This is a genomic window from Negativicutes bacterium (assembly GCA_021372785.1).
Classification (GTDB): Bacteria; Bacillota; JAAYKD01; order JAAYKD01; family JAAYKD01; genus JAJFTT01.
Window position 1 is genome coordinate 1 of sequence record JAJFTT010000049.1, and the last position, 26,132, is coordinate 26,132.

The 26,132-nt window shown below is 51.1% G+C and carries 22 protein-coding genes; 13 read left to right on the forward strand and 9 right to left on the reverse strand.

Going from position 1 to position 26,132, the window contains the following annotated elements; translation table 11 throughout:
- From LLG09_06645 to LLG09_06680, 8 genes are all read right to left on the reverse strand, one after another.
- Window positions 1-316 (reverse strand): transposase (locus tag LLG09_06645; protein ID MCE5196789.1); only part of this gene is annotated, 316 nt, incomplete at its 3' end.
- Window positions 317-1,007: 691 nt separating this feature from the next.
- A complete protein-coding gene (locus tag LLG09_06650; protein ID MCE5196790.1) occupies window positions 1,008-1,910 on the reverse strand; it encodes a phosphotransferase in 903 nt (300 codons plus the stop codon).
- Window positions 1,911-1,920: 10 nt separating this feature from the next.
- The gene (locus tag LLG09_06655; protein MCE5196791.1) at window positions 1,921-2,544 is read right to left on the reverse strand and encodes a histidine phosphatase family protein; all 624 of its coding nucleotides are present in this window, start codon (window positions 2,542-2,544) and stop codon (window positions 1,921-1,923) included.
- A complete protein-coding gene (locus LLG09_06660) occupies window positions 2,541-2,924 on the reverse strand; it encodes a bifunctional adenosylcobinamide kinase/adenosylcobinamide-phosphate guanylyltransferase (GenBank protein MCE5196792.1) in 384 nt (127 codons plus the stop codon). Before LLG09_06660 ends, LLG09_06655 begins: the two co-directional genes overlap by 4 nt.
- Before the next feature lie 12 nt (window positions 2,925-2,936).
- A complete protein-coding gene (locus tag LLG09_06665) occupies window positions 2,937-3,710 on the reverse strand; it encodes an adenosylcobinamide-GDP ribazoletransferase (GenBank protein MCE5196793.1) in 774 nt (257 codons plus the stop codon).
- The gene (locus tag LLG09_06670; protein MCE5196794.1) at window positions 3,707-4,261 is read right to left on the reverse strand and encodes a bifunctional adenosylcobinamide kinase/adenosylcobinamide-phosphate guanylyltransferase; all 555 of its coding nucleotides are present in this window, start codon (window positions 4,259-4,261) and stop codon (window positions 3,707-3,709) included. The genes LLG09_06665 and LLG09_06670 overlap by 4 nt, the downstream gene beginning before the upstream one ends.
- Window positions 4,262-4,266: 5 nt before the next feature.
- Window positions 4,267-5,355 carry a nicotinate-nucleotide--dimethylbenzimidazole phosphoribosyltransferase gene (gene cobT / locus LLG09_06675; protein ID MCE5196795.1) on the reverse strand — a complete coding sequence of 363 codons (1,089 nt, stop codon included), beginning with the start codon at window positions 5,353-5,355 and terminating at the stop codon, window positions 4,267-4,269.
- Window positions 5,352-6,917, reverse strand: coding sequence for an FAD-binding protein (locus LLG09_06680; GenBank protein MCE5196796.1), 1,566 nt, complete (start codon window positions 6,915-6,917; stop codon window positions 5,352-5,354). Before LLG09_06680 ends, cobT begins: the two co-directional genes overlap by 4 nt.
- 262 nt (window positions 6,918-7,179) lie before the next feature.
- Between LLG09_06680 and LLG09_06685 the strand changes: the two genes are divergently transcribed.
- The 13 genes from LLG09_06685 (at window position 7,180) to LLG09_06745 (ending at window position 24,044) form a co-directional block, all read left to right on the forward strand.
- On the forward strand, window positions 7,180-8,358 hold the full coding sequence (locus LLG09_06685; GenBank protein ID MCE5196797.1) for an amidohydrolase: 1,179 nt from the start codon (window positions 7,180-7,182) through the stop codon (window positions 8,356-8,358).
- Between the two features lie 14 nt (window positions 8,359-8,372).
- The gene (locus LLG09_06690) at window positions 8,373-9,527 is read left to right on the forward strand and encodes an alanine--glyoxylate aminotransferase family protein (protein MCE5196798.1); all 1,155 of its coding nucleotides are present in this window, start codon (window positions 8,373-8,375) and stop codon (window positions 9,525-9,527) included.
- A 30-nt stretch (window positions 9,528-9,557) separates the two neighbouring features.
- The gene (locus LLG09_06695) at window positions 9,558-10,931 is read left to right on the forward strand and encodes an MATE family efflux transporter (protein ID MCE5196799.1); all 1,374 of its coding nucleotides are present in this window, start codon (window positions 9,558-9,560) and stop codon (window positions 10,929-10,931) included.
- Window positions 10,932-11,023: 92 nt separating this feature from the next.
- The gene (locus tag LLG09_06700) at window positions 11,024-11,662 is read left to right on the forward strand and encodes a CBS domain-containing protein (GenBank protein MCE5196800.1); all 639 of its coding nucleotides are present in this window, start codon (window positions 11,024-11,026) and stop codon (window positions 11,660-11,662) included.
- A gap of 109 nt (window positions 11,663-11,771) precedes the next feature.
- Complete coding sequence (locus LLG09_06705) at window positions 11,772-15,518, forward strand: PolC-type DNA polymerase III (GenBank protein MCE5196801.1); 3,747 nt, start codon at window positions 11,772-11,774, stop codon at window positions 15,516-15,518.
- Window positions 15,519-15,534: 16 nt separating this feature from the next.
- Window positions 15,535-15,741, forward strand: coding sequence for a DUF896 domain-containing protein (locus LLG09_06710; protein ID MCE5196802.1), 207 nt, complete (start codon window positions 15,535-15,537; stop codon window positions 15,739-15,741).
- A 64-nt stretch (window positions 15,742-15,805) separates the two neighbouring features.
- Window positions 15,806-17,347 (forward strand): histidine ammonia-lyase, encoded by a 1,542-nt coding sequence (gene hutH / locus LLG09_06715; protein ID MCE5196803.1) that lies wholly within the window; start codon window positions 15,806-15,808, stop codon window positions 17,345-17,347.
- A gap of 6 nt (window positions 17,348-17,353) precedes the next feature.
- Window positions 17,354-18,253 (forward strand): glutamate formimidoyltransferase, encoded by a 900-nt coding sequence (ftcD, locus tag LLG09_06720; protein ID MCE5196804.1) that lies wholly within the window; start codon window positions 17,354-17,356, stop codon window positions 18,251-18,253.
- 18 nt (window positions 18,254-18,271) lie between these two features.
- On the forward strand, window positions 18,272-19,516 hold the full coding sequence (hutI, locus tag LLG09_06725; protein ID MCE5196805.1) for an imidazolonepropionase: 1,245 nt from the start codon (window positions 18,272-18,274) through the stop codon (window positions 19,514-19,516).
- An 11-nt stretch (window positions 19,517-19,527) separates the two neighbouring features.
- Window positions 19,528-20,514, forward strand: coding sequence for a DNA-binding protein WhiA (gene whiA, locus LLG09_06730; GenBank protein ID MCE5196806.1), 987 nt, complete (start codon window positions 19,528-19,530; stop codon window positions 20,512-20,514).
- A complete protein-coding gene (locus LLG09_06735; GenBank protein ID MCE5196807.1) occupies window positions 20,508-21,398 on the forward strand; it encodes a GNAT family N-acetyltransferase in 891 nt (296 codons plus the stop codon). The genes whiA and LLG09_06735 overlap by 7 nt, the downstream gene beginning before the upstream one ends.
- 216 nt (window positions 21,399-21,614) lie before the next feature.
- The gene (locus LLG09_06740; GenBank protein ID MCE5196808.1) at window positions 21,615-22,388 is read left to right on the forward strand and encodes a phage Gp37/Gp68 family protein; all 774 of its coding nucleotides are present in this window, start codon (window positions 21,615-21,617) and stop codon (window positions 22,386-22,388) included.
- 1,374 nt (window positions 22,389-23,762) lie between these two features.
- Window positions 23,763-24,044 carry a hypothetical protein gene (locus LLG09_06745; GenBank protein ID MCE5196809.1) on the forward strand — a complete coding sequence of 94 codons (282 nt, stop codon included), beginning with the start codon at window positions 23,763-23,765 and terminating at the stop codon, window positions 24,042-24,044.
- Between the two features lie 674 nt (window positions 24,045-24,718).
- On the opposite strand, the gene LLG09_06750 is transcribed toward LLG09_06745, so the two are convergent.
- Entirely contained in the window at window positions 24,719-25,888 is a 1,170-nt protein-coding gene (locus LLG09_06750) for an IS110 family transposase (protein ID MCE5196810.1), read from the reverse strand.
- Window positions 25,889-26,132: the final 244 nt, after the last annotated feature.

Consider the following 26,132-nt stretch of genomic DNA (forward strand, 5'->3'; position numbering starts at 1 on the left):
TGTCGGGAAAACATTTTTTCAGATCCTGGACAATACCCAATTTTTCTCCGATGGCATCTAACAAATAAGTAGCTCCATAAAAGCAGCGGTTTGTCTCTAAACTGGGCACGGGCCCTCTTTTTCGGGGTGATTCTGCATCAACTGGTTTTTTTCTCCTCCCATCGGTAGGAACTATTTGACCGGTGGCAGTGTCAACTCTGCCAATAAGCGTTCTCCTGGCTCTGGATTGCTGCTTTTCCTTATCCCAATAAGAAATGGATTCGTAGGCATAAGTAATTCCGGAGCGCTTATCTTTTTGATGGATAATGGCTGCCATAATAGCGCCTCCTCGTTACGCCTATTATATAACATAACGATGCAAGATGCAACCTCTATTTTGAATCTTGATGATAACGGACTGTGAATTGTTTATAATCTGAAGATTATGCTTAAATTGTTAAGGTATTTTATTGGCTCGTTATGAGTTTACGGGAATGCAGGTGAGTTTAGCCCAGGGATCTGGATTGCTGCCGTGCAAGAGCGGAGACACTTTACACCGGTCAGCGGGTTTTACCGAAAAACAAGATATCACCGAATGCAATTTCACGCCTTACGGTGCTTAAACTTGAACGACGTGTTGAAGGGTATCAAACCTTCAGTCGGATTCAAGGATGGCCGGAGGTTTTTATATCTCCAGGTTCTCTGAGGGAAATGAGAAGGTTCAAACCGGAACCGGATACGATCTATTATCTTTCTATGGACGACCTGTGGTCGACGATTTCAAGCAGTTGATTGCCACGGCACCTCTTTGAGATCGTATCGTTACGGAGTTGGAGTTTGAACGGAAACAGTTGATGCAGCCAAATCTCATCAAGGTATTTTCTGCTGCTCAGATTATTTTGTTGGACAAAAACTGTCAGCAGGGAATCATCCTGCGGCAATCGTGGTTGTAAATAGTGAACTGCAGCTAACCTGCCGGACTCCTGGTCGGGCAGGTTAGCTGCAGTTCTTTCCGTATGACGGTTATCTTATTCGCTCGTATACCAGTTTGGCACGGTGCACGTGAAATTCTTGTAGTATTGCAGCACAGCTTCTCCCTGCTTTTGCATGACCTGAACCTGTTTCTCTCCAAAAGGGATTGCCCAGGCAATTGAGGAGAGTTGATTGCTGCCGATATAGAAGGCCAGCAGGGGGAAAAATTCAGCCGGCACCTTACCTTGAAAATATCCATCGATGCGGCCGCAGGCAAAGCGGGGACTGACAGCGACACACCAGGTGATGCGGTTAAATTCTTCATAAGGATCGCCGTAATCCAAACGATTGAAGTCGATGATGCCGATCTGATGCGCGGGCGTGATAATCAGGTTGCCGCAGTGGTAATCTCCATGCAGGAAACACTGCGGACGATTTGTCAATAGCTGAAAATTGTGCGTAAGGTAGTCGATAATTGCTGCGCCGCCGCGGAGTTTGACGGGACTATTGTTATAAATTTCCAGTCTGGTTTCGGTTTTGCGCTGAAAGTGTTGCTGCCAGGGAGGTTGGCCGGCAGGTGCCGGGATGCTGTGCAAGGCCGCCAGGGCTTCTCCGGCTTGCCAACCCAACTGATATTGTTCATTTTCGCTGAAAAGCGGCAGCCTGCTTTCCGCATCACTGCCTTCCAGCCAAGTCAATAAGGTATAGGGTCTGCCGTCTCCCAGCAGGCCAAAATCAAGCGGTCGGCTCATCCGAATGCGCAGATGTTGCATCGCCCTGAGCGCCTGATAATCCTTTTCTTTTGCTTCCTTTTCTGCCGCCGGTGAAATACGCAGCAGCATTTTCGTATGTTCTTTGGTTGTGACGACAAATTTCTGATCACGCGACCAACCCTTCTGCAAAGGCGTCAGAGCAAGCCAAGCGTCGGAGCCGGGAATGTCCGATAGGAATTTCTGCATGATCTGCCTCCTAGTGCGGTTCAATCCGACGCAGGATCGTGACCTGCATCTCGGTGTGGCTGACCGGATCATAGGTAATCTGCAGCAGGTAGCCGTAGCCCGGCTGCGGCTGCCATTGACCGTAATTTTGCTGACCGGGAAACCAGCGCAGCAACAGGCTGGCAATGATGCCGCCATGCGTTACCAGAAGCGCCGTTTTCGTTCCGGCAGCAGCGCAGGCTGCGGCAATCTGCTGCATCCCCCGCAAAGCACGCCGCATAAACTGCGTTCGGTTCTCACCATGGGGAGGAGAAATCTCGCCGATATCATCGTTGACCCAATCGGTGTAGTCGGCGCGATCCTGCAGCTGTTGATGGCTGAAGCCTTCATAATCGCCAAAATCATACTCACGCAAGTCGCTGAGCAGGATCGGCGTCAGGTTGGGGACCAAAATGGCAGCGGTTTCCACGGCACGCCGCATGCTGCTGCAGAAAACCTGTTCCACCGGCGGATAAACACCGGCGGCAGTGGCTGCCTGCAGCAATTGCCGGCCGCTGGCAGCCAAAGGCAGATCGGTCTGACCACAGAAAAGATGCCGGAGATTGGCCTCGGTTTTGCCGTGCCGCAGCAAGACTAACTGAAAGGTATGTTTCATGGTTTCAACCTCGTCGGTAAGCCGCAGAATAAACGGTAGACTTCAGTTGCTTGTTGGCTGAGATACTGCAGGCAGCGGCCATTGTCTTCGCGCCATTGCCGCTCCAGCGCATCGGTAGGCACGATACCGCTGCCGATGTCGTCAAAAATCAGGATTTTATCCTGCCAAACAGCCTGATGCTCTTCAAACCAACGCAGCGGATCCGTGTTTTCCCGGCGCAGTTGATAAACAAGAGTGTGCAGCTGCTGCCAGATTTTCTTCGAAGCATCAGGAGAAGTGTCCGCTGCGCTGCAGGTAAAGCAATCCTGCGGCTGTAAGCCAAATTCGCTGCAGGCAAACTGCAATTTACCCTGATAAGCGCCGCCAAAGATTAAGATCATCATTTGTCACTCCTAGTAAAATAGATGCACCAGACAGGCGAAGCCAAAGAAAGCGCCTGTCTCACAGAGCGTCAGAGCATAACCGGAGAGGTCACCGGAAATACCCCCCAATTGTCTGATGGCTTTCTGCAAGGGCAAAAGGAAGCAGCCGGTTTGCAGCAGCAGCAGCAGGAAAGCGAGCGGACCGCAGTATATAAAGGCAATGACCAGACTAACACCAAACAAGAAAAGCAGCAAATCGGCCTGCCTGGCTCCGTTCCCTTTTTGGAAGAAAACCGCCAGGCTGCTGTTAGGCAAGGCGGGACAGCGCAACAGCGCAATGGCTGTCAGCAGGCGCGAGGTGAAGGGAATCCACAAGAACAGCCAATAAGGCGGCCGGTCTGACAGACAGACAACAGCGGCAGCCAGCTGGAAACTGAACAAGCAGGCGAGAGAGATAACCGCAAAGGCGCCGGTATGCGGATCTTTCAGGATGCGCAGCTGCTCCGCTCTGTCACGCCGGGAGAGGAGCGCGTCGCTGGTATCCATAAATCCATCCAGATGGAGAAAGCCGCTGCTAAACCAGGGGAAAAGCGCCATCAGCACCGCCTGCAGCGGTAAGGGCAGAGACAGCAGCAGCAAAGCACGGTAGAGCAGCCACCAGAGACCACCCAGCAACAAACCGGTCAGCGGCAGCAAGCGCAGCACATAGACCGCGGCGTCTTCCTGCCAGACGTTTTTCAGAAAAGGCAGATTGGTGAACATGCCCAGATTCATCAGCCAAGCCTGCCGGATGCGTTTGATCATCGCAAAGCCTCCCAAAGCGAGCTGCCTTTGTGGCAAATCAGCTGGCCATACTGCGCTTCCAGGACCAGATCGGCGGCTGCTGCCATGCGGCAGTGCAGTTTGCCCAGCATGGCGCGGTAGTGTTCGGTTTCTTCCGCAAAAAAGCGGGCTTCCGAGAAGACATCGTTGGAGACGGTCACACTGTGCCGCAGGCCGGAACTGAGTGTTTGCCATTGCCAAAACAGGTGATCGCCGCTTTGCCAGTCCGGCGGCCAATTGCGGAAGGTGGCATTGGCCAGCAGCGTCGTCATGCAGTCGATCAGCACCACCGCTGCAGGAGACAAAACACCGAAAGCCTGTTGGATCTCAAAGGGATATTCCAGTGTTTCAAAACCCAAGCCCTGCCGTTCGCGCAGATGACGGGCGACCCGAGCTTCATCCTCCCGATCCATTGGCTGCATGGTAGCCAGATAATAAAGCGGAGCGGCATCCGGGCGGGCAAGCCGGACGGCGAGTTGCTGTGCCTGCAGGGATTTTCCGCTTTTACTGCCGCCGCAAAGTAAGATACGCATCGACCTCAGTCCTTTTCTGTGGCGCTGCCGAGACTTTTCTTATAATCTTCTTCATTGAGTAAAGAATTGTCAAAGGTGAGCATTTCGTTGATGATCAGCAAGGCAGCATCAATCAGCTGCATGGCCAGCGGGCAGCCGCTGCCTTCTCCTAAACGCATGTTCAGCTGCAGCATGGGCTGCAGCCCAAGATAAGCGGCGCCTTTCAGGAAGCCCGGCTCGGCGGAAGCATGGGAAGGAAACATGTACTCCCGTGCCAGCGGCGCTGCTTTGACTGCCAAAACGGCAGCGGTCAGGGAAATAAAGCCGTCGATGATGACCGGCAGGCGGTAGTAAGCGGCGCCCAGAAATAAACCGGTCAGCGCGGCCAGATCGAGACCGCCGACCTTCGCTAAAATATCGAGGTAATTTTCCCGGTCCGGTTGATGCAGCCGGAGGGCGGCGCTCAGCACGTGTTTTTTTTTGGCGAACGCCGCATCGCTCAAACCGGCGCCGCGGCCGACGGATTCTTCGGCAGTCAAGTCCAGTGCTGCCATCATACAGGCGGCGGAACTGGAGGTATTGCCGATACCGACTTCTCCGCTGCCGAGCAGTTGATAACCCTGCTCAAAGGCATATTGAGCCTGTTCGAAACCGATTTCCACGGCGCGTTCGGCAATGTCCGGCGGCATCGCCGGCATGACCGCAAAATTGGCCGTACCTGGCATTAATTTGCAGTTGAGGACCCTGCTGCTGGCCACCGGGCCGATAATACCCAGATCCAGCAGGCGAAGGTCCGCTTTCGCCTGTTTGCAAAGCAGATTGATGGCGCAGTTATCGGTATTGCCGTAGTAAGTCATCAGCAGATTGGTGAAATTTTGCGGTGCGGAAGCGATGCCTTCGGCATAAATGCCGTTATCGGCTCCAAACAAAACATGCAGCTTACGCGGCAGGCTATTCTGAACGCGGCCGGTGATACCGGCCAGGCGGATGCTGATTTCTTCCAGACTGCCAAGACTGCCCGGTGGTTTGACCAGACTGTCTTGGTAACGCTGTGCCAACTGCATGGCGGTTTGGTTGAGCGGCTGGATCTCTTGCAGTAAACCGGTATATTTCATTTCAGAATCCCCTGATCTTTATTTTGCAGGATCGGTTTCTGCCAAGCCGGATCTTCAACGGGATAGTCGAGGCGGAAATGCACACCGCGGCTTTCTTTGCGTTCATAAGCGCCTGCCGTCACCAGCTTGGCGGTGGTCAGCATCGACTGCAGCTCAATAGCGTCTTTCAATTGTGCCGGCGTCGTGGCTGCCGCTTCCGCCAGTTGCTGCTGTAAATCAGCAATCACTGCTATGGCTTCCTGTAATCCGGCTGCGCTGCGCAAAGGTCCTGCCAGACGATCCATGGTCTGATTCAGCTGACGGCGCAAATCCGCCGGCCGCACTCGTGCGTTGTTGCCGGTCAGCGTCGTGCGTTGACTGTGCAGGCTGCCGGTAAGACAATTTTGATGTTCTTTGGCGTAATTACCGGCATTCTTACCCGCTTTCAGGCCAAAGTAGCTGATATTGGTCAGGGCATTACCACCGATCCGATTGGCGCCGTCGATTCCTCCGGTTACTTCACCACAGGCATAGAGACCGGCAAGACCGGTTTCGCATTCGGTATTGATCACAACCCCACCGCTCATATAATGCACCAGCGGGTGGATACGGACTGGCTTTTGGGTAAAGTCATGTTCCGGTCGATTCAGTTTTAAAATTCCCCTGTAACGCCGCTGCCACTGGCCATCTGTCAGCTTTTCCAAATGCAGCAACGGCGCGTCGCCATCCTGCCACTTTTGGGCGATCGCAATGGAGGTGCGGTCGCGGGCGTATAAATTGCCTTCCCGTCCCGAAGCGATACCCCAGCTGAGCAGCAGATTTTTCAAAAATTCCGCGCCGCTGCGGTCGGTAAACGGTGCATCGTCAATCACCCCCAAATCGATAAACCACATGGGCAGAGCTTCTTCCGCCAAACCCATAGGATAAAACTGTACAAATTCCATATCACGAAAAGGCAGCCCCAACTCGTACAGCAAATGATATCCGTCACCGGTGGTGGTCAGCGGATTGTTGGTACGTCCGTACGTACGGCCGCCGCCGCCGGTTGCTACCACAAGAGAGGCGCAGCGGAGCAGTTGCTTTTGTCCGTTTCTCAGGTTGAGCACGGCAGCGCCGCAGACATGGTCTCCCTGCAGCAAAATTTCATAAACGGTTTGTTCGGCTAAAAAGTCCACGCCTTTTTCGATACAAGCTTGCAATAACGGCAGAGTCATCCCCATACCGCCAACCATAGCGTTGGGAGCGTAAGCGCCGACGCTTGCGCCGTTGGCATGCACTTTCATCCGCATACCGTATTGCTGCAGGTTGAGTACCGCCAGCGGACCTTCCCGGCAATAAAGATCGAGCAATTCCGGGTTATTGATCCGGCGTCCGATTTCGCGCGTTTTATCGCGGTGACTTTGCCAGGCTGTGCCCGGTCCGGCAAAACTGAAGCCGCCGCCGGCAAAGGCGGTGCAATTGGCCTTGCCGGCTGCCGTCTTGCTGATCAGTAAAACGGAAGCCCCCTGTTCCCGGGCGGCAATGGCAGCGCACAGACCGGCGCCGCCGCCGCCGATGACAATGACATCATAAAAAGACTGCATGAGTTCGCCTTCTTTCTTTTCTTTCGGGTCGTTTTCGTGTCCTATTATGACATACTTTTACGGAATGAGCAACGTCTGATGTTGCCATTCCGGATTCGCATCGAAAATTTACTAAAGATTTTCAGACGCGGCAGAGAGCAAAATCTTCATTGTCTGTACAAGGAGAAAGCTTTGATTGCGTCGAAAGTAAAACAGATTGTGGGAAAGAAGACCCCGACGGCAATTGGTTTTTTACCGGTAAATCAAAAAGGAGAATGGAAAAATGACGAATCAGGAAGTCGCCCGCCTGGCAGATCAGTTTCAGCCCCGCCTGGTGGACCTGCGGCGGCAAATTCATAGGCACCCGGAACTTGGCTTTCAGGAATTCAGGACCGCGGCGCTGGTTGCGGATACCTTAGAAGGCTGCGGTCTGGAAGTCACGCGTAACGTAGCCAAAACAGGTGTTGTCGGTTTGCTGCGCGGCGGTGCCGAAGGCCCTACCGTGGCTTTGCGGGCCGATATGGATGCATTGCCCATCCAGGAATTGAATGAGACCGAGTATCAGTCGCAGCAAGCCGGTGTGATGCATGCCTGCGGTCATGATGTACATACGGCTTGTTTGTTGGGAGCGGCAATGATTTTGGCGGAGCTCAGGCAACAAATCAGGGGCAATGTTAAGTTCATTTTTCAGCCTGCCGAAGAAGGACCCGGCGGCGCACTGCCGATGATTGCGGCTGGTGTGTTGGAAAATCCCAAAGTCGATTACATTTTCGGCGCCCATGTTTGGCACGATCTGCCTGCCGGCAGCATTGCTGCCCAGGCCGGTCCGATCATGGCTGCACCGGACAACTTCACAATTACCATCATCGGACGGGGCGGACATGGTGCGCAGCCGCATCTGTGTATCGACGCGCTGGCGGTTGCCGTACAGTTCATCAGCGGATTGCAGCAGATTGTCAGCCGCAGAACCAATCCGTTCGATCCGGTTGTGCTGACCATTGGTCAGATGACCGCCGGTGTGCGCGGCAATGTGATTGCCGAACAGGCTGTGCTGAACGGGACCTTACGGACTTTGAATAAAACAACACAGGCCAATTGTCAAAAATGGATGCAGGAACTGCTGGCGGCTACCTGCTCTGCTTTTGGCGCGCGCTATACGCTGGAATATACCGAACAGTATGATCTGACCTCCAGTGATGCCGCTTTGACCAAACAGCTGATTGCTTCTGCCGTGTCCGTCTTGGGCAGCGATCACGTGATCACGCAGCTGGAACCTTCGATGGGCGGAGAAGATTTTTCCTTTTTTATGCGGGAGATTCCGGGCGTTTATTACCGCCTGGGTATTGCTGACAGCGAAAAAGGTCTTTATCCCATACATCATAACCGTTTCGATGTCAATGAAAACGCATTGGCAACAGGAGCGAAGGTGATGGCGCAGGTTACCTTGGACTTATTAAAATAAAGGGGTGCTTTTCCATGGATAAGATGATTCTGACACCCGGACCGGTAGAGGTTGCCGAGCCGGTCCGTTTCGCGATGGCCAAACCCATTCTCAATCCGGATCTCGATCTGGACTTTTTTGACTTTTACGAAAACTTATGCGGCAAATTGAAAAAACTGCTGCACACGCAAAACGACGTGCTGGTGCTCAACGGCGAAGGCATTCTGGGGCTGGAAGCGGCCGTGGTCAACCTGGTGCAGCCCGGTGAGACGGTTTTAGTCTTGGACAACGGCTTTTTTGGACGCGGTTTTGCTGATTTTGTCACCGGCTGCGGCGGCAAGGTCGTCTTTCTCAGCAAGGATTATAACGAAGCGATCACAGCGGAGGAAATCAGGCAGGCGCTGATTGAGCACCCGGAAATCAAAGTGGCAACCATGGTGCATTGTGATACGCCTTCCGGTATGTTAAACCCGGTGGGAGAACTGGCGCGGGTTTGCCGTGAGAGAGGCGTAATATCCGTGGTGGACGCGGTTGCTTCCATGGCAGGGGAAAAGATCGAACTCGATGACTGGCAGATTGACATCGTGATCGGCGGTTCGCAGAAAGCGCTCTCGGCGCCTCCCGGTCTGACCATTCTGGCGATCTCTCAGCAGGCCTGGCAGAAAATGCTGGAACGCGAAATTCCTTACGGCGGTTATTATTTAAATTTGGTCACCTGGAAAAACGGTTGGCTCGCCGGTACTAAAGAATTCCCCTATACCATGCCGATTTCCGATTTGTACGCTTTGGAGGAAGCCGTAAACCGCGCCCTGGCGGAGGGAGAAGGTCTTTATGCGCGTCATCGCATGGTCGCATCCGCCGTACGTGAGACCTTGAGCCGCGCCGGTTTTCAACTGATGCCGCGGCAGGATTGCCGGGCGGTGACTGTGACAGCCATCATGGTGCCGCTGGGTATCGATGATGAACGGTTTCGGCGTCAGCTCTGGAAAAAGTACGGTGTGATGATTGGCGGCAGTTGGGGAAGTCTGGCCGGCAAAGTTTGGCGCATCGGTCATATGGGGGAAGGTGCCCGTCCCGAGAAACTATTCCGCTTCTTTGATGCTTTTGAAAAAAATCTGCGCGATTTCAAGCGCGAACCCTATCCGATGGCCGCCGTTTTTGCGGAGCTTTATCAGGAAAGTGAAATTTGATTGCAATGACCATGATAAGAGGTGAAGCCCTTGCACGTCTTTAACCTGGCACGGCCGCAGCCGGGAGAACCGACGCAGAAACAATTGCGCCGGAATATTTTCCGCATGATCTGGCCGGTGACCATCGATTCCGTGCTGCAAATGACGGTCGGTATGGTGGCGACGGCCATGGTAGGACGACTCGGAGCTACTGCCATCGGTGCAGTCGGACTTTCCTCGCGTCTGACCCAAATCAGTTGGGCGCTGTTTGCCGGTATTGCCACCGGTGTGACCGTTTTGGTCGCCCGCTGCGTGGGAGCCAAACAGATTGAAGAAGCCAGAAAAATCGCTTATCAGGGCCTGATCAGCGCTCTGATTCTCATTGCCGGGATGACTGCGGTCAGTTTTGTCTTTGCCGAACCTTTTTTACGCAGTATGAATGTCGATGGAGAATTACTGGCTGCCTGTTTGCAGTATTTGAGTATTGCTTTGTTTACACTGCCCTTGATCGCCGTGATTCAGATCAGCGGCGGCATTATGCGCGGCATGGGGGATACAAAAATCCCTATGCTGGTTTCCCTGGCTGTCAATTTGGTCAATGTAGGCGGCTGCTGGCTGTTGATCTACGGCAATCTTGGCTTCCCGGCGCTTGGTATCCGCGGTGCGGCCATTGCCTCTCTGTTTGGACAGGGTATCGGCGCCATTCTGGCGCTCACTGTAATTTTTCTGCCCATTTCCAAACTGCAATTAAAAAAAGAGGATATCGGACCGCTGAACTTCAAAGAAATCAAACGCATCATGCGTATCGGCATCCCCAGTTCCGCCGGTGATTTATTCTGGCAGATGGCTTCCATCGTGATGACGGGGTTGATTGTCACTTTCGGCACGGTACCGTTAGCGGCGCATAACCTGGGAATGCAGGCGGAAGGGATCTCCTACATGCCGTCCATTGGCTTAACCATCGCCGCGACCGCTTTTGTCGGTCAGAGCCTGGGCGCGAAAAACCTGAATCTCACCAAACGTTATATTCAGGAAATTTTCCTCTGGGCATTGCTGTTTTGCTCGTTTGCCTCGTTGTTGCTGATTTTCGGCGGCCGATTCTTGCTTTCCCTGCTGACGGACGATCAGGAAGTGATCACCTTAGGCGCCAAATATCTGTTTCTGATGGGATTCTGCCAGATTCCACTCGATATGGCAGGTGTGATCAACGGTGCGCTCAAAGGAGCCGGCGACACCAAGTGGGTGATGTATATCCAGGCCATTGGCATGTGGCTGCTGCGCATCCCGCTGTCCTATGTCTTAGGCAAATACTTGGGTTTTGGTATCATGGGTGTCTGGTGGGCGATGACCATCGATTTGTTTGTGCGTTTTATTCTGGTCGTTCTGCGCTATGCGCAAGGGAAATGGCAGACGATGGAGGTTTAGACGGAGCGATTGCCAATGTTTTGTCCGGGCTGCCGCGTTTGCTGCAACGGAGGATTCCAGATTCACTGAAATAACAAGAGGAGGAAACAAAAATGTATTGCAGAGATTTTATGATCGACCGTAAGGAAGTTATCTCGGTCACGGAGGATTACAGTTTGGCGAATACCCTCAAACGGATGGATTTGTACGGCTTCCGCGCCTTGCCGGTTTCCAATTACGGACGCTTTGTTGGTGTGGTTGATATGTTTGATATTTACCAGCATATTTATATCAAGCGTGATGTGGATTTGGAAAAGGCCCTGGTCCGCGATGTCATGCATACGGATGTGGCTTATGTCAATGGCACCGATGTGATTGAAGTCGCCGCCAAATTGCTGACGCAGCAGCGCGTTATGTTTCTGCCCGTGCTGCAGGATGATACCAAGGACCAGTTTATGGGCATCCTGCCGGTTAATCGCTTGATGAAGATTTTTATGTCCTCGATTGGCATGGACTATCAAGGTAACCGGATTACGGTTTGTCTGAGCAATGAAAAAGGGGAATTGGCACGCCTGCTGCGTCAATTGGTGCGCGCCGGTGCCAATATTGAAGGTTTGGTACCAATTCATATGCCGGAACTGGGGGATGATCAGCAGCTGCGGGTGATTGTCAAATTTGATGGCGATATGGAACGGGTGGAATTGGCCTGCCAGGATGCCAACATCAAGATTTTAACCAAGAATGTCAGCTAAACCGAACTAGAGCCAGCGCTGAACCGGGCGTTATCAGGGCTGTCTCAAAAGTGGGCAGGCAGCAGTCTTTATTAAGCGGAGCAGAATACCGTTCAAAGGAGGTGGAGCCGTGGGAGAACAAACAAATGAATTGGTGCAGTTTTGTCAGCAATTGAAAGACGCCTTACCGCAAACTTGCGAAGTAGAGCATCTGACCGCCGATCTGGAGACGCGTCGCTGGCATTTGGTTTTACAGGGGCTGAACGATCTGTCAGCGCGTCGGCGCTGTGAAAGCGAGTTGAAGCAGGTGATCGGCAGCCGCTGGCAGATTGTTATTACCTGGCTGGAAGCGGAACAGAGTCCGGTCAGTTCGGAGTCTTTAGCCAATGAAAGCGAAGAACCACCCTGGTCAAGAGAAGAAGAACAAACGCAGGCGATCAGCGAGGCAGAAGACGCCGCACTGCCGCAACAAGTTGTGCCTAAAACGGCGTTTATGGCGGTTGACGACAGCAATATGGATGAAACCGGTGATCCAATGACATTGGAGCAAGAACCTTTTTTTGAAGACAATGCGCTGGAAGAGGAAGTTCCCTGGCAGCCTGTCACCAAAATTGACCGGACGGCAAGCGATGCCTCCGCTGAATTTCGCCGTAAGCGGGACGAAGAAATCCGGGCGGAAGTAGATAAAGTGCGCAAAGAAGCGAGTCAGGCTGTCTTGCATCCGGTTTCGGCAGCGGCAAACTATCTGGGAAAGACGATCATGGAGGTCGCCGTTCCTCTGAAAAAAATAGAGGAAAGCCCCTATCTGCAAACCATTCAGGGTCAGATCTTTGCTCTGGAAAAACAGGCGCTGCGCAATGGTCAGACGGTTTATAAATTCGATCTTTATGACGGCAGCGATTCCCTCACCGTCAAAGCGTTTATTCGGGACAGTACCAACAGTAATTACAATAACAATAATGCTTATCAGAGCAGCCGCAATAAGCAGCAGTCTCAGCGCATGGATGATTTAAAACTGGGAACCTGGGTCAAAGTCAGCGGCAAAGCAGCCGCCGATCGTTTTGAGGATAACGAAGTCACGATGAGCGCCGAGGCCATCAATGATACCGAAGCGCCGCCCAATAAACGCCATGACACAGCGACAGCAAAACGAGTGGAGCTGCATGCGCATACCAATATGAGCAGCATGGATGCCTTGTGTGATGTGACTGCTCTGGTCAAACGGGCGGCTGAATTTGGTCATCAAGCCATTGCCATTACCGATCACGGTGTGCTGCAGGCGTATCCGGATGCGGCGGCGGCGGCGAAAAAATATGGCATAAAAATCATTTATGGCTGTGAAATTTACCTGATTGATCGTCTGGAAGATCGCAAATATCATCACTGTGTCGTTTTGATCAAGGACAAAGCCGGCTTAAAAGAAATGTACAAGCTGACCAGCAAGGCGCACCTGGAAAACTTTTATAAACGTCCCCGCGTCTTGCGGCAGGATCTGCAGGCAGTGCGGCAGCATTTCCTGATCGGGTCCGCCTGTGCCTACGGGGAAGTCTATGAGGCGCTGATCGAAGGTTTCGAAGGGGATTTCAGCCGGGCACGGGCAACCGCCAAAGAATTGGCGCGGTTTTATGATTATCTGGAAATCATGCCGGTCGGCCATAATGCTTTCGCTATCCAGAATGGTCAGGTTGCCGACGAAAACGGACTGCGGCAGATCAACCGAACCCTTTGGGAAATCGGCAAGGAATTAGAGAAGCCTGTGGTCGCTACTTCGGACGTACATTTTTTGGATCCGGAGGATGTCATCTTCCGCGATATTTTACAGGCTGGTCAGGATTATGAAGCGGATGAATCCAAACCGCTCTTATATTTTCGCACCACAGAAGAAATGCTGGCTGAATTTCCGGACTGGCCTGCCGAAGAAGTAGAGGAATTGGTGATCGGCAATGCGCAGATGCTTGCGGCTGCCGTCGAATCTTTCGATCCCATGCTGCATAAGCTCTATCCGCCAAAGATTCCGGGAGCGGCCGAGGAACTGCAGCGCATTACCTATGAAACGGCGCATGCCATGTATGGTGATCCTTTGCCGCAAAATGTGGCGGACCGCATCAAATGGGAACTCGACTGTATCATCGGTTACGGTTATGCCGTTAATTACTACATTGCCTATCGCTTGGTTAAGAAATCGATGGAAGACGGTTATTTGGTGGGTTCGCGCGGTTCGGTCGGCTCCTCCCTGGTGGCGACGCTGACCGGGATCACGGAAGTCAATCCTCTCTCGGCGCACTATCGCTGTCCCAGGTGCAGATATTCCGATTTCTCACATGAAAAAGAATATGACTGCGGTGCGGATATGCCGGATATGTCTTGCCCGAAATGCGGCGAACCATTGCTGAAGGAGGGTTTCAATATCCGTTTTGAAGTCTTCATGGGCTTTGCCGGCGATAAGATTCCGGATATCGATTTGAATTTTTCCGGTGAATATCAGGCGCAGGCGCATAAATACACCGAAGAACTGTTCGGCAAAGAATTTGTTTTCCGCGCCGGCACCATTTCTACCGTAGCTGAGAAAACCGCTTACGGCTTTGTCCTGAAGTATATGGAGAAAACCGGCAATAAGCTGCGAAAAGCGGAAATCAATCGCCTGGCGCTGGGTTGCAGCGGTGTGAAACGCACGACGGGTCAGCATCCCGGCGGTTTGATGATTGTGCCGAACGATATGGATATCCATGACTTTACCGCGGTGCAGCATCCGCCGGGCAAAGACGGTGTCGATACGATCACCACTCATTTCACTTACACCGCCATCCATGACAATCTGCTGAAACTCGACCTGCTCGGGCATGATGATCCGACGATTCTGCGCCATTTGCAGGTGCTGACCGGTTTGGACGTCCGCAAGGTCCCTTTGGATGATCCGGAAACCATGGGTTTATTTACCGGCACAGAGACGCTCGGCTTAAAACCGGAGGATATCGATTCCGAAACAGGTACTTTTGGTGTACCGGAATTTGGAACCACTTTCACCCGGGGCATGTTGATGGATGCCAAACCGAAATATATATCGGATCTGATCCGGCTTTCCGGCTTCTCACACGGCACCGATGTCTGGGCGGGCAATGCCAGAGAATTGATTGTCAATCAGAATGTGCCGCTCTCCGAAGCGATTTCCACGCGGGATTCCATTCTGCTTTATTTGACCGCAAAAGGCTTGGCGAACAAAACAGCCTTTCAAATCATGGAGGCGGTACGCAAGGGCAAAGGTTTAAAGCCGGAAGAAGAAGAAATCATGCGGGAACATCACGTTCCGGAATGGTATATTAACTCCTGCCGTAAAATTCAATATCTTTTTCCCAAAGCGCATGCGGCTGCTTATGTCTTGTCCGGCTTTCGCATCGCCTGGTTTAAAATGCACCGCCCGGCCGCTTTCTATGCCGCTTATTTTACGGTGCGTGCCGCCGGTACCTATGATGCCGATCTGGTCAGCAAGGGAATCAATGCCGTGCGCGGCGAGATAGTCAACATCAAGCGCAAAGGCAATGAAGCGACGGCCAATGAGAAAAGCATGCAGACGCATCTGGAACTGACGCTGGAAGCAATGTGCCGCGGCATCAAATTTGAAAAAGTAGATCTCTATCGTTCGGATGCCACTGAATGGCTGATCCTGGACGAAGCAACCCTGCTGCCGCCGCTTTCTGCCTTGCAGGGGATCGGCGCCAATGCGGCCGCAGCCATCGTGGCGGCCCGGGCGGAAGGGGAATTTACCTCGGTTGAAGATCTCGCCGTGCGCGGCCGCGCCAATAAAACCGTCATCGAAACGCTGCGGCTGCACGGCTGCCTGGGTCAGTTAAGTGAAACAGATCAATTGACACTATTTTAAAGAGGAGGCGATCCCAGTGGAACAGACTAAAATTGAACGCTTGAATCAGCTTGCCAAAAAAGCAAAAGCAGAAGGTTTAACAGAAGCGGAATTGGCGGAACGCGATCTGCTGCGCAAGCAATACATTGCAGCCTACCGCAGTAACCTGGAGGCACAATTGGAAAATATTGTGGTGCTCAAACCGGACGGCAGCCAGGAAAAATTGCCGAAAAAGGAAAAGTAGGAACCGCCAGACTGCCCTGCAGCGATGATAGAGCAAACAGGAAGCACAAAGGAGAGGATTTCATATGGAGCCTGCGCATATTGTCTGTTTAAGGAAATCAGGATTAACCATTGATGACGTCGTTCGGGTAGCCCGTGAGCATGCGAAAGTTGTTCTGGCGGATGAAATGGTGGACTTAATCAATACTTCACGTCGGATGGTCGATAAAATGATCGCCGAGCAGCGTGTTGTCTATGGAATCACCACCGGATTCGGCAAATTTGCTACAGTACCCATCGGTCCGCAAGATATACAGGATTTACAAAAAAACCTGATCATGAGCCATGCGGTTGGGGTGGGCGATCCTCTGCCGGAAGATGTTGTGCGAGCTATGATGTTATTGCGGGCCAATTCCCTCAGCCGGGGTTATTCCGGAATTCGCTTAAGCACGGTGCAGGCTTTGTTGGATGCGCTCAATGCCGGCCTTCATCCCGTCATACCGGAAAAAGGTTCTCTCGGTTCCAGCGGTGATTTAGCGCCGCTGTCGCACATGATCCTGCCTCTGCTGGGCATGGGAGAGGCGATTTACCAGGGTCAGCGCCTGAGCGGTGCCGCCGCCTTGGTCGCTGCCGGTCTGCAGCCGATTGTTCTAGAAGCCAAAGAAGGGCTCGCATTGAATAACGGCACCCAGTGTATGACAGCTATTTCTGCCTTAACCATTGCCGATGCCGAGGAGTTGCTGCGGGTTGCCGATCTGGCTGCTGCTTTAACCATGGAGAGCTTAAATGGTATTCCCGGCGCCTTCGACCCGCGCATCCAGGCGGTGCGACCGCATCCCGGGCAAATGGAAACTGCAGCGATCTTGCTGTCACATTTGCAGGGTTCGCAATATACCGCTGCCAATGACCACCCAAGAGTGCAGGATGCTTATGCCCTGCGCTGTATCCCGCAGGTGCATGGCGCCATCCGCGATGCCATCGCTTATGTCAAAACAGTCATTGAGACAGAAATTAACAGTGTAACCGATAACCCTCTGATTTTCTGCGACACGGAAGAGGCGATTTCCGGCGGAAATTTCCATGGCGAACCGATTGCGCTGGCTATGGATTTCTTAGGGATCGCAATCTCGGAATTAGCGAACATTTCCGAACGCCGCTTGGAACGCATGGTGAATCCTGCTTTATCCAACGGACTGCCGGCTTTCTTGATTGAAAATGGCGGCGTCAACTCCGGCTTTATGATCGTGCAGTATTCTGCCGCTTCGCTGGTTTCGGAAAACAAGGTGCTGGCGCATCCGGCCAGCGTCGATTCGATCCCCAGTTCAGCCAATCAGGAGGATCATGTTTCGATGGGAACGATTGCTGCCCGCAAAGCGCGCGAAATCCTGGAGAACGCCACCCATGTTCTCTCCATGGAATTGATGGCAGGTTGTCAGAGCGTGGATTTGCGCGGCAAAAAGCAGCTCGGACATGGTACGCAGCCGGTCTATCAGGCAATCCGCGCCAAGGTGACTTATTTGGAAAAAGATCGCGTCATGTATGAGGATCTGGCGGCCATTACGGCGCTGATCAAAGCAAAGCAGTTGGGCTCTCCGGCTGCGCATGGCCAAACTGGCGAACAGGAGTGATGGAAGATGGCTCAAATAGTTGAGTGTATCCCGAATTTTTCAGAAGGACGCCGACCCGAAGTGATTGAGGCGATTCTCGATGAAATCCGTTCTACACCGGACTGTGAATTATTGGATTCTGAATCGGATGCTTCCCATAATCGTACCGTGGTGACCTTTACCGGCACGCCGGAAGCGGCTCTCGAAGCTGCCTTCAAGGCGACGCGCAAAGCAGCCGAATTGATCGATCTGCGCCGTCATACCGGCGAGCATCCCCGCATGGGTGCGACCGATGTGATTCCTTTCGTGCCGGTCAGCGGTATGACGATGAAAGACTGTGTGAAATTAGCCAATCAATTAGGCCGGCGCATCGCGGAGGAGCTGCAGATTCCGGTTTATTTATATGAAAATGCAGCCACCCGACCGGAGCGAAAGAATCTGGCGGAGATCCGCCGCGGACAGTTTGAAGGTTTACTGGAAGAGATTAAAAAACCGGAGCGCAAGCCGGATTTTGGTCCGCAGGTGATGCACCCCACAGCTGGCTGTGTCGCAGTGGGTGCCCGCAAACCGTTGGTCGCGTTCAATGTCAATCTGGCAACCGACGATTTGGCAATTGCCAATGCCATTGCCAGAAAAATCCGCGGTTCTTCCGGCGGTTTTATGCATGTCAAAGCTTTGGGTGTGCTGTTGGAAGAGCGCCGGCAAGTGCAGGTTTCGATGAATCTGGTTGATTATCAGAAGACATCGGTTTATCATGCTTTTGAATTTGTCAAAAGAGAGGCGGCCCGCTACGGAGTCGGTGTGGTCGGTTCGGAAATCATCGGATTGCTGCCGATGGAAGCTTTAATGGAGGCGGCGGTCTGGTATTTGCAGGTGGAGAATTTCAAACCGGAGCAGGTATTGGAAAAACAAGTCTACCGCTTCTAGCGTTTTTGGAGGATCAAGATGGACTTTATTTTACACAATATCGGCACGCTGGTCAGCTGTGCCGGGCATGGCAGTGAACCCATTACAGGAGAAGCGCTGCAGGATGCGGGCGTTCAATCCGGCATGGCAGTGGCGGTCAAGGACGGTTTGATTTACGAAGTAGGCAGAGAAAAGGCGATTTTAACTTTGGCCGATGCCAGGACAAAGCTAGTGGATGCCGAAGGGCGGCTCGTGATGCCCGGTTTCGTCGATCCGCACACGCATTTGGTCTATGCTGGTGACCGTGCGCACGAATGGGCTCTGAAACAGCAGGGGGTAGCTTATCTGGAAATCCTCAGACAAGGCGGCGGCATCCTGAACAGCGTGGCCAAAACCCGCGCCGCCGGCAAGCAAGCGCTGAAGCAGCAGACAGCCAGGCGTCTGCAGGGAATGCTGCAGGGAGGCATTACCACCGTGGAAATCAAAAGCGGTTACGGCTTGGACCTCGAGCACGAGCTGCTGCAGCTGCAGATCATGGCGGAATTGAACGGGGAACAGGCGATGGATATCGTTCCTACTTTCATGGGAGCCCATGCCACTCCAACGGAGTATCTGCAGGATCCGGGCGCCTATGTTGATCTGGTCATCAATGAAATGCTTCCCGCTGTAGCCAAGCAAGGCATTGCCCGCTTCTGCGATGTGTTTTGCGAAACGGGTGTTTTCAGCCCGGCCGATGCCAAACGCATCCTGTTGGCCGGAATGCAGTACGGCTTACGTGCTAAGGTGCATGCCGATGAACTGGCGGTGAGCGGCGGCTCCGCTTTGGCGGCGGAAATACGGGCGATCTCTGCCGATCACTTGCTGGAGACAACGGATGAGGCGATGGCAGCGATGGCGCGCGCCAAGGTGATTGGCGTCTGTCTGCCGGCCACTTCGTTTAATCTCGCCAATGGCAAATATGCCAGAGCCCGCCGCATGATCGAACTCGGTATGGCCATTGCGCTCTCCACCGACGCCAATCCCGGTTCTTCACCAACCGAAAACATGCAGTTTGTCTTGTCGCTGGCCTGTCTGTATTTGAAGCTGACCCCGGCGGAAGCCATTTTAGCTGCAACTTTAAATGCTGCGCATGCCATCGGCAGGGCGGATCGGGTCGGCAGTCTCGAAGCTGGTAAGCAAGCCGATTTGGTCTTGATGGATGCGCCCAGCCTTGAATATTTACCCTATCACTTTGCCATGAATCATGTCCATCGTGTTTACAAACGTGGCTTACCGGTGGTTTAGAAGGTGATCTTATGTCTTTTGCGGCCAAGGTGAAAGAAGAATTGGCCAGCAAGTGGGATTTTCGGCCTTGCTGTTACAAAGCGGAACTGGCTGGGATGATCGACACCATTGGCACCCTGACGCTGTCGTCGCTGGGGCTTTCCCTGCATATCATCACCCAGAGCGGCCGCGTCGCCAATCGGATTTATCGGCTGATCAGTGAGAAGATGCACTTCAAAGCGGAAATCTATTCCCGCCAGGAAGAACGGCTTTATAAAGTCAACAGCTATCTGGTGGCGGTGAATGGTACGGAGCAAGTCCGGGATCTGCTGCGCCTGCTCGGCAAAGACGAGCAGATGCTGCTCAACTCGCATAGCATTTCCGACCAGGTGATTCAATGGGATTGCTGCCGGCATGCTTATTTACGCGGGGTTTTTTTGGCGACCGGTTCTTTAAGTGATCCGATCAAGAAAACCTATCATTTGGAATTAATCACGCACTGGCCGGAGCATGCGGTGCAGCTCTGTCATCTGCTGGATCAGCATGAGCTGAATCCGCATATCATCGAACGCAAAGGCAGCCAGGTGGTTTATCTGAAAGACAGCAACTGTATTTCGGATTTTCTGACCATGATTGGCGCCATCAATTCCATGCTGGAATATGAAAACACCCGTGTGCTGAAGGAAACCCGCAATGCGATCAATCGTACTACCAATTGTGAAATGGCCAATCTGGATAAGGTGATCGAAGCCTCGCTGCAGCAATGTGCCTATATCAGTTGGCTGAAACGGCACGGAGCGCTCAGCCGGCTGACGCCGGGTTTGATTCAAGCCGCCGAGGGCAGATTGGAACATAAAAATTTGTCTTTGAAAGAATTGGGAGAACGGCTCGGTATCAGCAAATCTGCTTTGAATCACCGTTTGCGAAAATTACGGGAATTTGCCCTGGAAGAAGGCTGGCAGGGTGAAATGGAGCAGGAAATCGAGCCGGATCCAGAGGAAGAGGATGTAGAATGTTAGAAATCGTCGAAGCACAACTGTGTCATTGGCCGGATATTAAAGAAATGCTGTCGCGGACAGCGGATGAAGACGATTACGTACTTTTTACCTGGCAAGAGTGGCTGCAGCATCCGGAAAAGGGAATGACTTTTGTTGCTCTTTGGGACGGCAAGCCGGTGGGAACCACCCACATCGCCTATTTGGACGAGGAGAACTGCTGGCTGCAGGGGATTCGCATTGCGCCTGAAATGCAGGGCAAGGGCATTGGCAAAGCGATGTCTGCCAACAGCGTGGCTTTTGCCAAAAAGAAAGGGTTTCGCGTGGCTCGCTGCGGTATCGATGCCGATAATCATGTTTCTCAGCATGTCACGGGTCTGGCTGGATTTGTGAAAGTGTTTGATTATCAGGCTTATCTGAAAAATGATGTGCGGCAGCCAAACACGGTGAGGGGAAACTGGGAACCGGCCGGCGAAGAAGAGATTGCGGGTTATCTTGCAGCGATGGCAAAAAATCCTGCCGCGCTTGCCGCCAACGGGTTTATGGTTTGCTTTGATTTTATCGCGCTGGGTAAGAGCGATCAGATGAAAGAGGCGATCCTCTACGATGATCAGCCGCATTTTTACCGTTATCAGGAAAATGGTCAAACGCTGGCCTGGATCGATGCCTTTTACGGAGACGAAGATGATTTGGCAGAGCAAGGTTATTTGATTATGGGGCAGGTGGCGCAGGAACCTGCTATTTGGCAGCAGGCTTTGCCGGCGATTGAAGCAGAAGCAGTCAAACACGATTGCAGTGCTGTGATGTTCTGGGCGGATGATCGGGATCCGGTAGTGGATTATTTACTGAAAAACGGCTACCGGGCCAAAGCCGGCCAGGGTTATCAGTTGTGGGAACAAAAACTTTAAATCAGTGCAGGCTGTCTGAGCACAGACGCAGCACAGGAGGTGCAAAGATGGCATCCTGGTATCTTTGGCATGGCTGCCACAAGTTCAGCGCAGGCTGTCTGAGCACAAGCGCAGCACAGGAGGTGCAAAGATGATGGCATCCTGGAATCTTTGGCATGGCTGTCACAAGTTCAGCGCAGGCTGTCTGAGCACAAGCGCGGCACAGGAGGTGCAAAGATGGCATCCTGGAATCTTTGGCATGGCTGTCATAAGTTCAGTGCAGGCTGTCTGAATTGCTATGTCTACCGGATGGATGGACGGCATCAATTGGACAGCAGTCTCGTAAGGAAAACCAACTATTTTGACTTGCCGCTCAAACGCAACCGTCAGGGCGAATATAAGATTCCGAGCGGAGAAACGGTTTACACCTGCTTCACTTCTGATTTTTTTCTGGAAGATGCCGATGCCTGGCGGCCGCAAGCCTGGCAGATGATGCGGCAACGTTCCGATCTGAACTTTTTCTTTGTGACGAAACGAATCCATCGCATGCAGGAATGTCTGCCGCCTGATTGGGGGGAAGGATATGCCAATGTGACGATTGGCTGCACGGTAGAAAATCAGGAGATGGTGGAATACCGTTTACCGCTTTTTCTCAAAGCTGCGATTCGCACGAAACTGATCATTTGTGAACCTTTGCTGGGACCGGAAGATCTTTCACCATTTCTGACGCCGCAGATTCGAGAAGTGGTGGTTGGCGGCGAGTCAGGGGTGGATGTGCGGGTTTGCGATTATGCCTGGGTGTTACAAATTCGGGAGCAGTGTATTGCGCATCGGGTTGCTTTTCATTTTAAGCAAACCGGAGCGAATTTTATCAAAGAGGGCAGACAGTATCGAATTCCCCGCAATTTGCAGGGCAGTCAGGCTAGAAAAGCCAACATCGATTATCAGCCAAATGGAAACGGCGATGCATTGGCGCTTAGGCTGATGCCACAGGAAAAACCGATTGTATAAACCCATCACGACAAAAACCGCTCGGCGTCCTTTCGCTAGCTGCACCCCCGAGGGGTGATGCTTCGCTGCAGGATACCTGCGGTTTTTTACGGTAATCTCGTAAAATGCTTGTATGCTTTACCCCAGCTCGTATGCATTGCTTTTGTTTGTATGACATTGCATCTGTTTGTATGCATTGCATCTGTTTGTATGCTTCGTTCTTAAAAGCATCTCGTCAGTGATATAAATTGATAATCTGACCAACTCGAAAATGTAGGGAACGGTCTTGACCGTTCCGCACGCATCGATTTAATCGACCTTTTGGGATCATCTCTGCATAACAAAACCGCTTGTATCCTTTCGCTAGCTGCACCGCATGGGTGATGCTTCGCTGCAGGATGCCTGCGGTTTTTTACGATGATCTCATGAACTGCTTGTATCCTTCCGCTAGCTCCATCACAGGGATGAGGTAGACTGTTTGAAGGAATTTACAAAGCGACATAACAAGAAGCGGTAGAGAGGCTAAAAGCAAGCCTGTTTACTGCTTTTTTTTGCTTGAGTTTTTTTGGAATTATCATGGGAGTACTAACTATTCATAAGAGAGTTAGTTTAAAAACAAACCTGTAAACTACGCGATCCTTCATAATGTCACAATTTTGTTAACAAATCAAAGCAATAGAATTTAAAGGATTGTAACGGTGTTTTTTTAGGAAAAAATGCAAAAAAAATGGAGAAAACAAGCATATGCATAGGGTTATCGGAAAACTTTATAATCAAAATTGTCGGAATGTGTTACGGAAAGAGGGGCATTTTAAGCCACGACGTTTGTTAAATGTTTTGTTGCTTCCTAAAGTTGAAAGGAGAAATCCTTAGATTGTTGAAATATCTGAATGTAATATTGTATTTCCCAAAGCAATAGCGCGCTGCAGATAAGAAAGAAAACGAATTTTAGGGAACAAATGAATTTTAGAAAGGATGGAGGTGTTTTGTTAAATAGAAATCCCTGAATTAATCAAGATAATTTCAGGGAAAAATCACCGGGGTTATTTAGCAGATTGTCGCATCAAAGCAGGATTCTCTTCACCAAACTCGTTTCTTCACGAAGAATGATACAGATTTTTAGACAATATTCAACCATCTTTTTATTCGTGATTTTTCCCGGTGCTTTTAGTTTACATTAAATAGAAGTAGAGGTTGAAGAAAAGAAGGTTGTTACTGTTTTCAAGCAAATCAGCTCTCAAAAGAAATAACCTTTTGCGGCATAAACGCTACTCAAGTGTATTGCGTTTACATCGAGGAATTTACACACTGATTTGGACTTGACTGAAGCAGTTTATTATGCAAATAAACAAATAATCTTATTTTGAAATAGATCAGTTCAGAAAGGATTTTATTATGAATTATGAATATGACAATATAATGAACCTTGCAAAGAAATACAATCTAAAAAAGATTATGATCATGCGAAATAGTTGGAGTGATGGTAATTGGTGCATAGTAAATAAAGTTATTTTTAACTCCGATGGGAAGTATGGTTTCGCATATGGGCATATTCATTATAAGGATGGTAATAAAACAAATGGCGCTATACCGTGTGCTGGTACATATGCTTGGCGAGTCATCAAGGTTCTAGAAGAAGAACTAGAAGTTAGATACCAAGAAAACAGTAAACAATAGTGAATTTTGTATATAAAAACATAAGGACGTTTTCTTGGGCTTAAAGAACGGAACCAAGATTATTTTTGCATTTTGAATCTAAACAAGTAGTGTTAAATAGCATGGGCTTTTACCATCCAAATCATTACATGTACTTGAATGGAGAGGTGAAATAGATTTGTGAATAAGCAATAACTCATTCTTTAAAAAGATAGATTGTAAAATTGAGTTCAACACAGTAAGTGGGTAAAAGGATAGTCCACAACGAAAACTTCGTGTAGAATCGACTTGTAAAGACAACATCAATCGAAGACAACATTATGAGCTGTGTTGGGGTTGCAGACGACATTTTGGACACTATAGGTGACCAGACCAAGAAAATGTCTCGGCTGGAAATTGCCGTTTAAGCATTTCTTCACTAAGTGGCGCACCGGACTTTACAATTCATCATATATTCAACAAGACTAACTATTAAAAGTCAATCCCCAAAATGAAAAAAACTGTGGATAGGCCGCCGCCCTATGACAAGCAGCAGCCAAATGCTGCGGAAAGATCAGCGAGGGCGACGGAGGCAATAAATTACCAGACCCAGCCCCCCTTGAGCTTTCCAGCCTAGCATTTGGCTGCTTCTGCTTGTCAAGGGTTCGCTGCGCCGGCTGAGGTGTACAAGTTATCGGCGAAGGCTCAAAAGGCAATTATGCCGCTCTTCGGTAATCTTCACCGGATTTCTGCATTGCGTAGATTAAGCGTACCAATTTCTTGGCTGCATGAGAAATAGCGACATTGTAGTGCTTCCCTTCGGCTCGTTTCTTTGCCAGATATGCGGCGAAGATTGGATCCCAGATACAGACATACTTTGCGGCATTAAACAGAGCGAAACGGAGATATCGGGAACCGCGTTTCTCCATATGCGAATGACTGTTCTCCATCTTGCCGGATTGGTATGTGGATGGAGACAGGCCTGCAAATGCAAGAATCTTGTCCGGAGAATCGAACTTGGCAAAGTCTCCAATCTCGGCAAGAATCATTGCTCCCATACGAGTACCCATACCTGGAATGGTAGTAATTGGAGAATGGAGTGCCTGCATAAGCTCGTCAATCTGAGCTTCAATCTCGTCAATTTCAGAGTCCAGTTCGCGGATCAGGCGGATGGTGTGCTTTGGTTCAAGCGACTTCGCCGGCATGCAAGAACCGACAGACTGCTTAGCAGTATCACGGATTTCAACTGCCTTTTCACGGCCATAGTGACCACGGGAAGCATCCTCCAACAGTGCTTTTAAGTGTGTCAAATGGCATTCGGCAATCTGTTTTGCACCGGGAAGCTCCTCAAGGAGCGCATAAACCGACGCGATGTGTAGTTTCGGCACGAGCTTTTCCAGCTCCGGAAACAGGATGTTGACGAGACGAGAAACGGATTGCTTGAGTTTGGCCCGTTCGCGAACTTTATCAAATCTGTATCTTGTGAGTGACTTTAGCTCTTCATTGTGGTATGCTGTGTCTGTGTAGGACTTGAGGTTCACATCAGACATGAGCATAGTTGCAATGGTACGCGCCTCGATACGATCTGTCTTGGTTCTTCGCAGGCTGCGGCTTTTACGGTAAAAATTCGTGTGCAGCGGGTTAATGACATAGACGTTCAGGTCATTGTCAAGCAGATACCCGAGGATGTTGTAGCTGTAGTGTCCGGTAGCCTCAAGCCCTACCTTTATTTTGACCTGAGGGTAGGCGCGGATCTTTTGCAGCAGGGTTTCAAATCCTTCCCGGTTGTTGGCAATGGTGAACACATCGGCCAGGACTTCACCTTCCGAATTCATAATGAAACAGTCGTGCTTGTCCTTGGCTACATCAATACCTACGCAAATCATAAGAAATACCTCCTGCTAAATATTTGATGCTGAATCCACAGGACACTTTGCTCTTGTAACCTCGTTCAATATAAACCGTCTGGCGGTATCTAACTGATTAACAATACTGCAAAGGACTGTGGTTGGAGCCTTTTTGAAACCGTCGTGCGGTAGGAGCTGAAACCAATCCACAGCATCCCTTACAGTGTAGCACAAAGACCTTGGAGTGGGTCTCAAAACTACTACTATATAATACGAGGAGCTG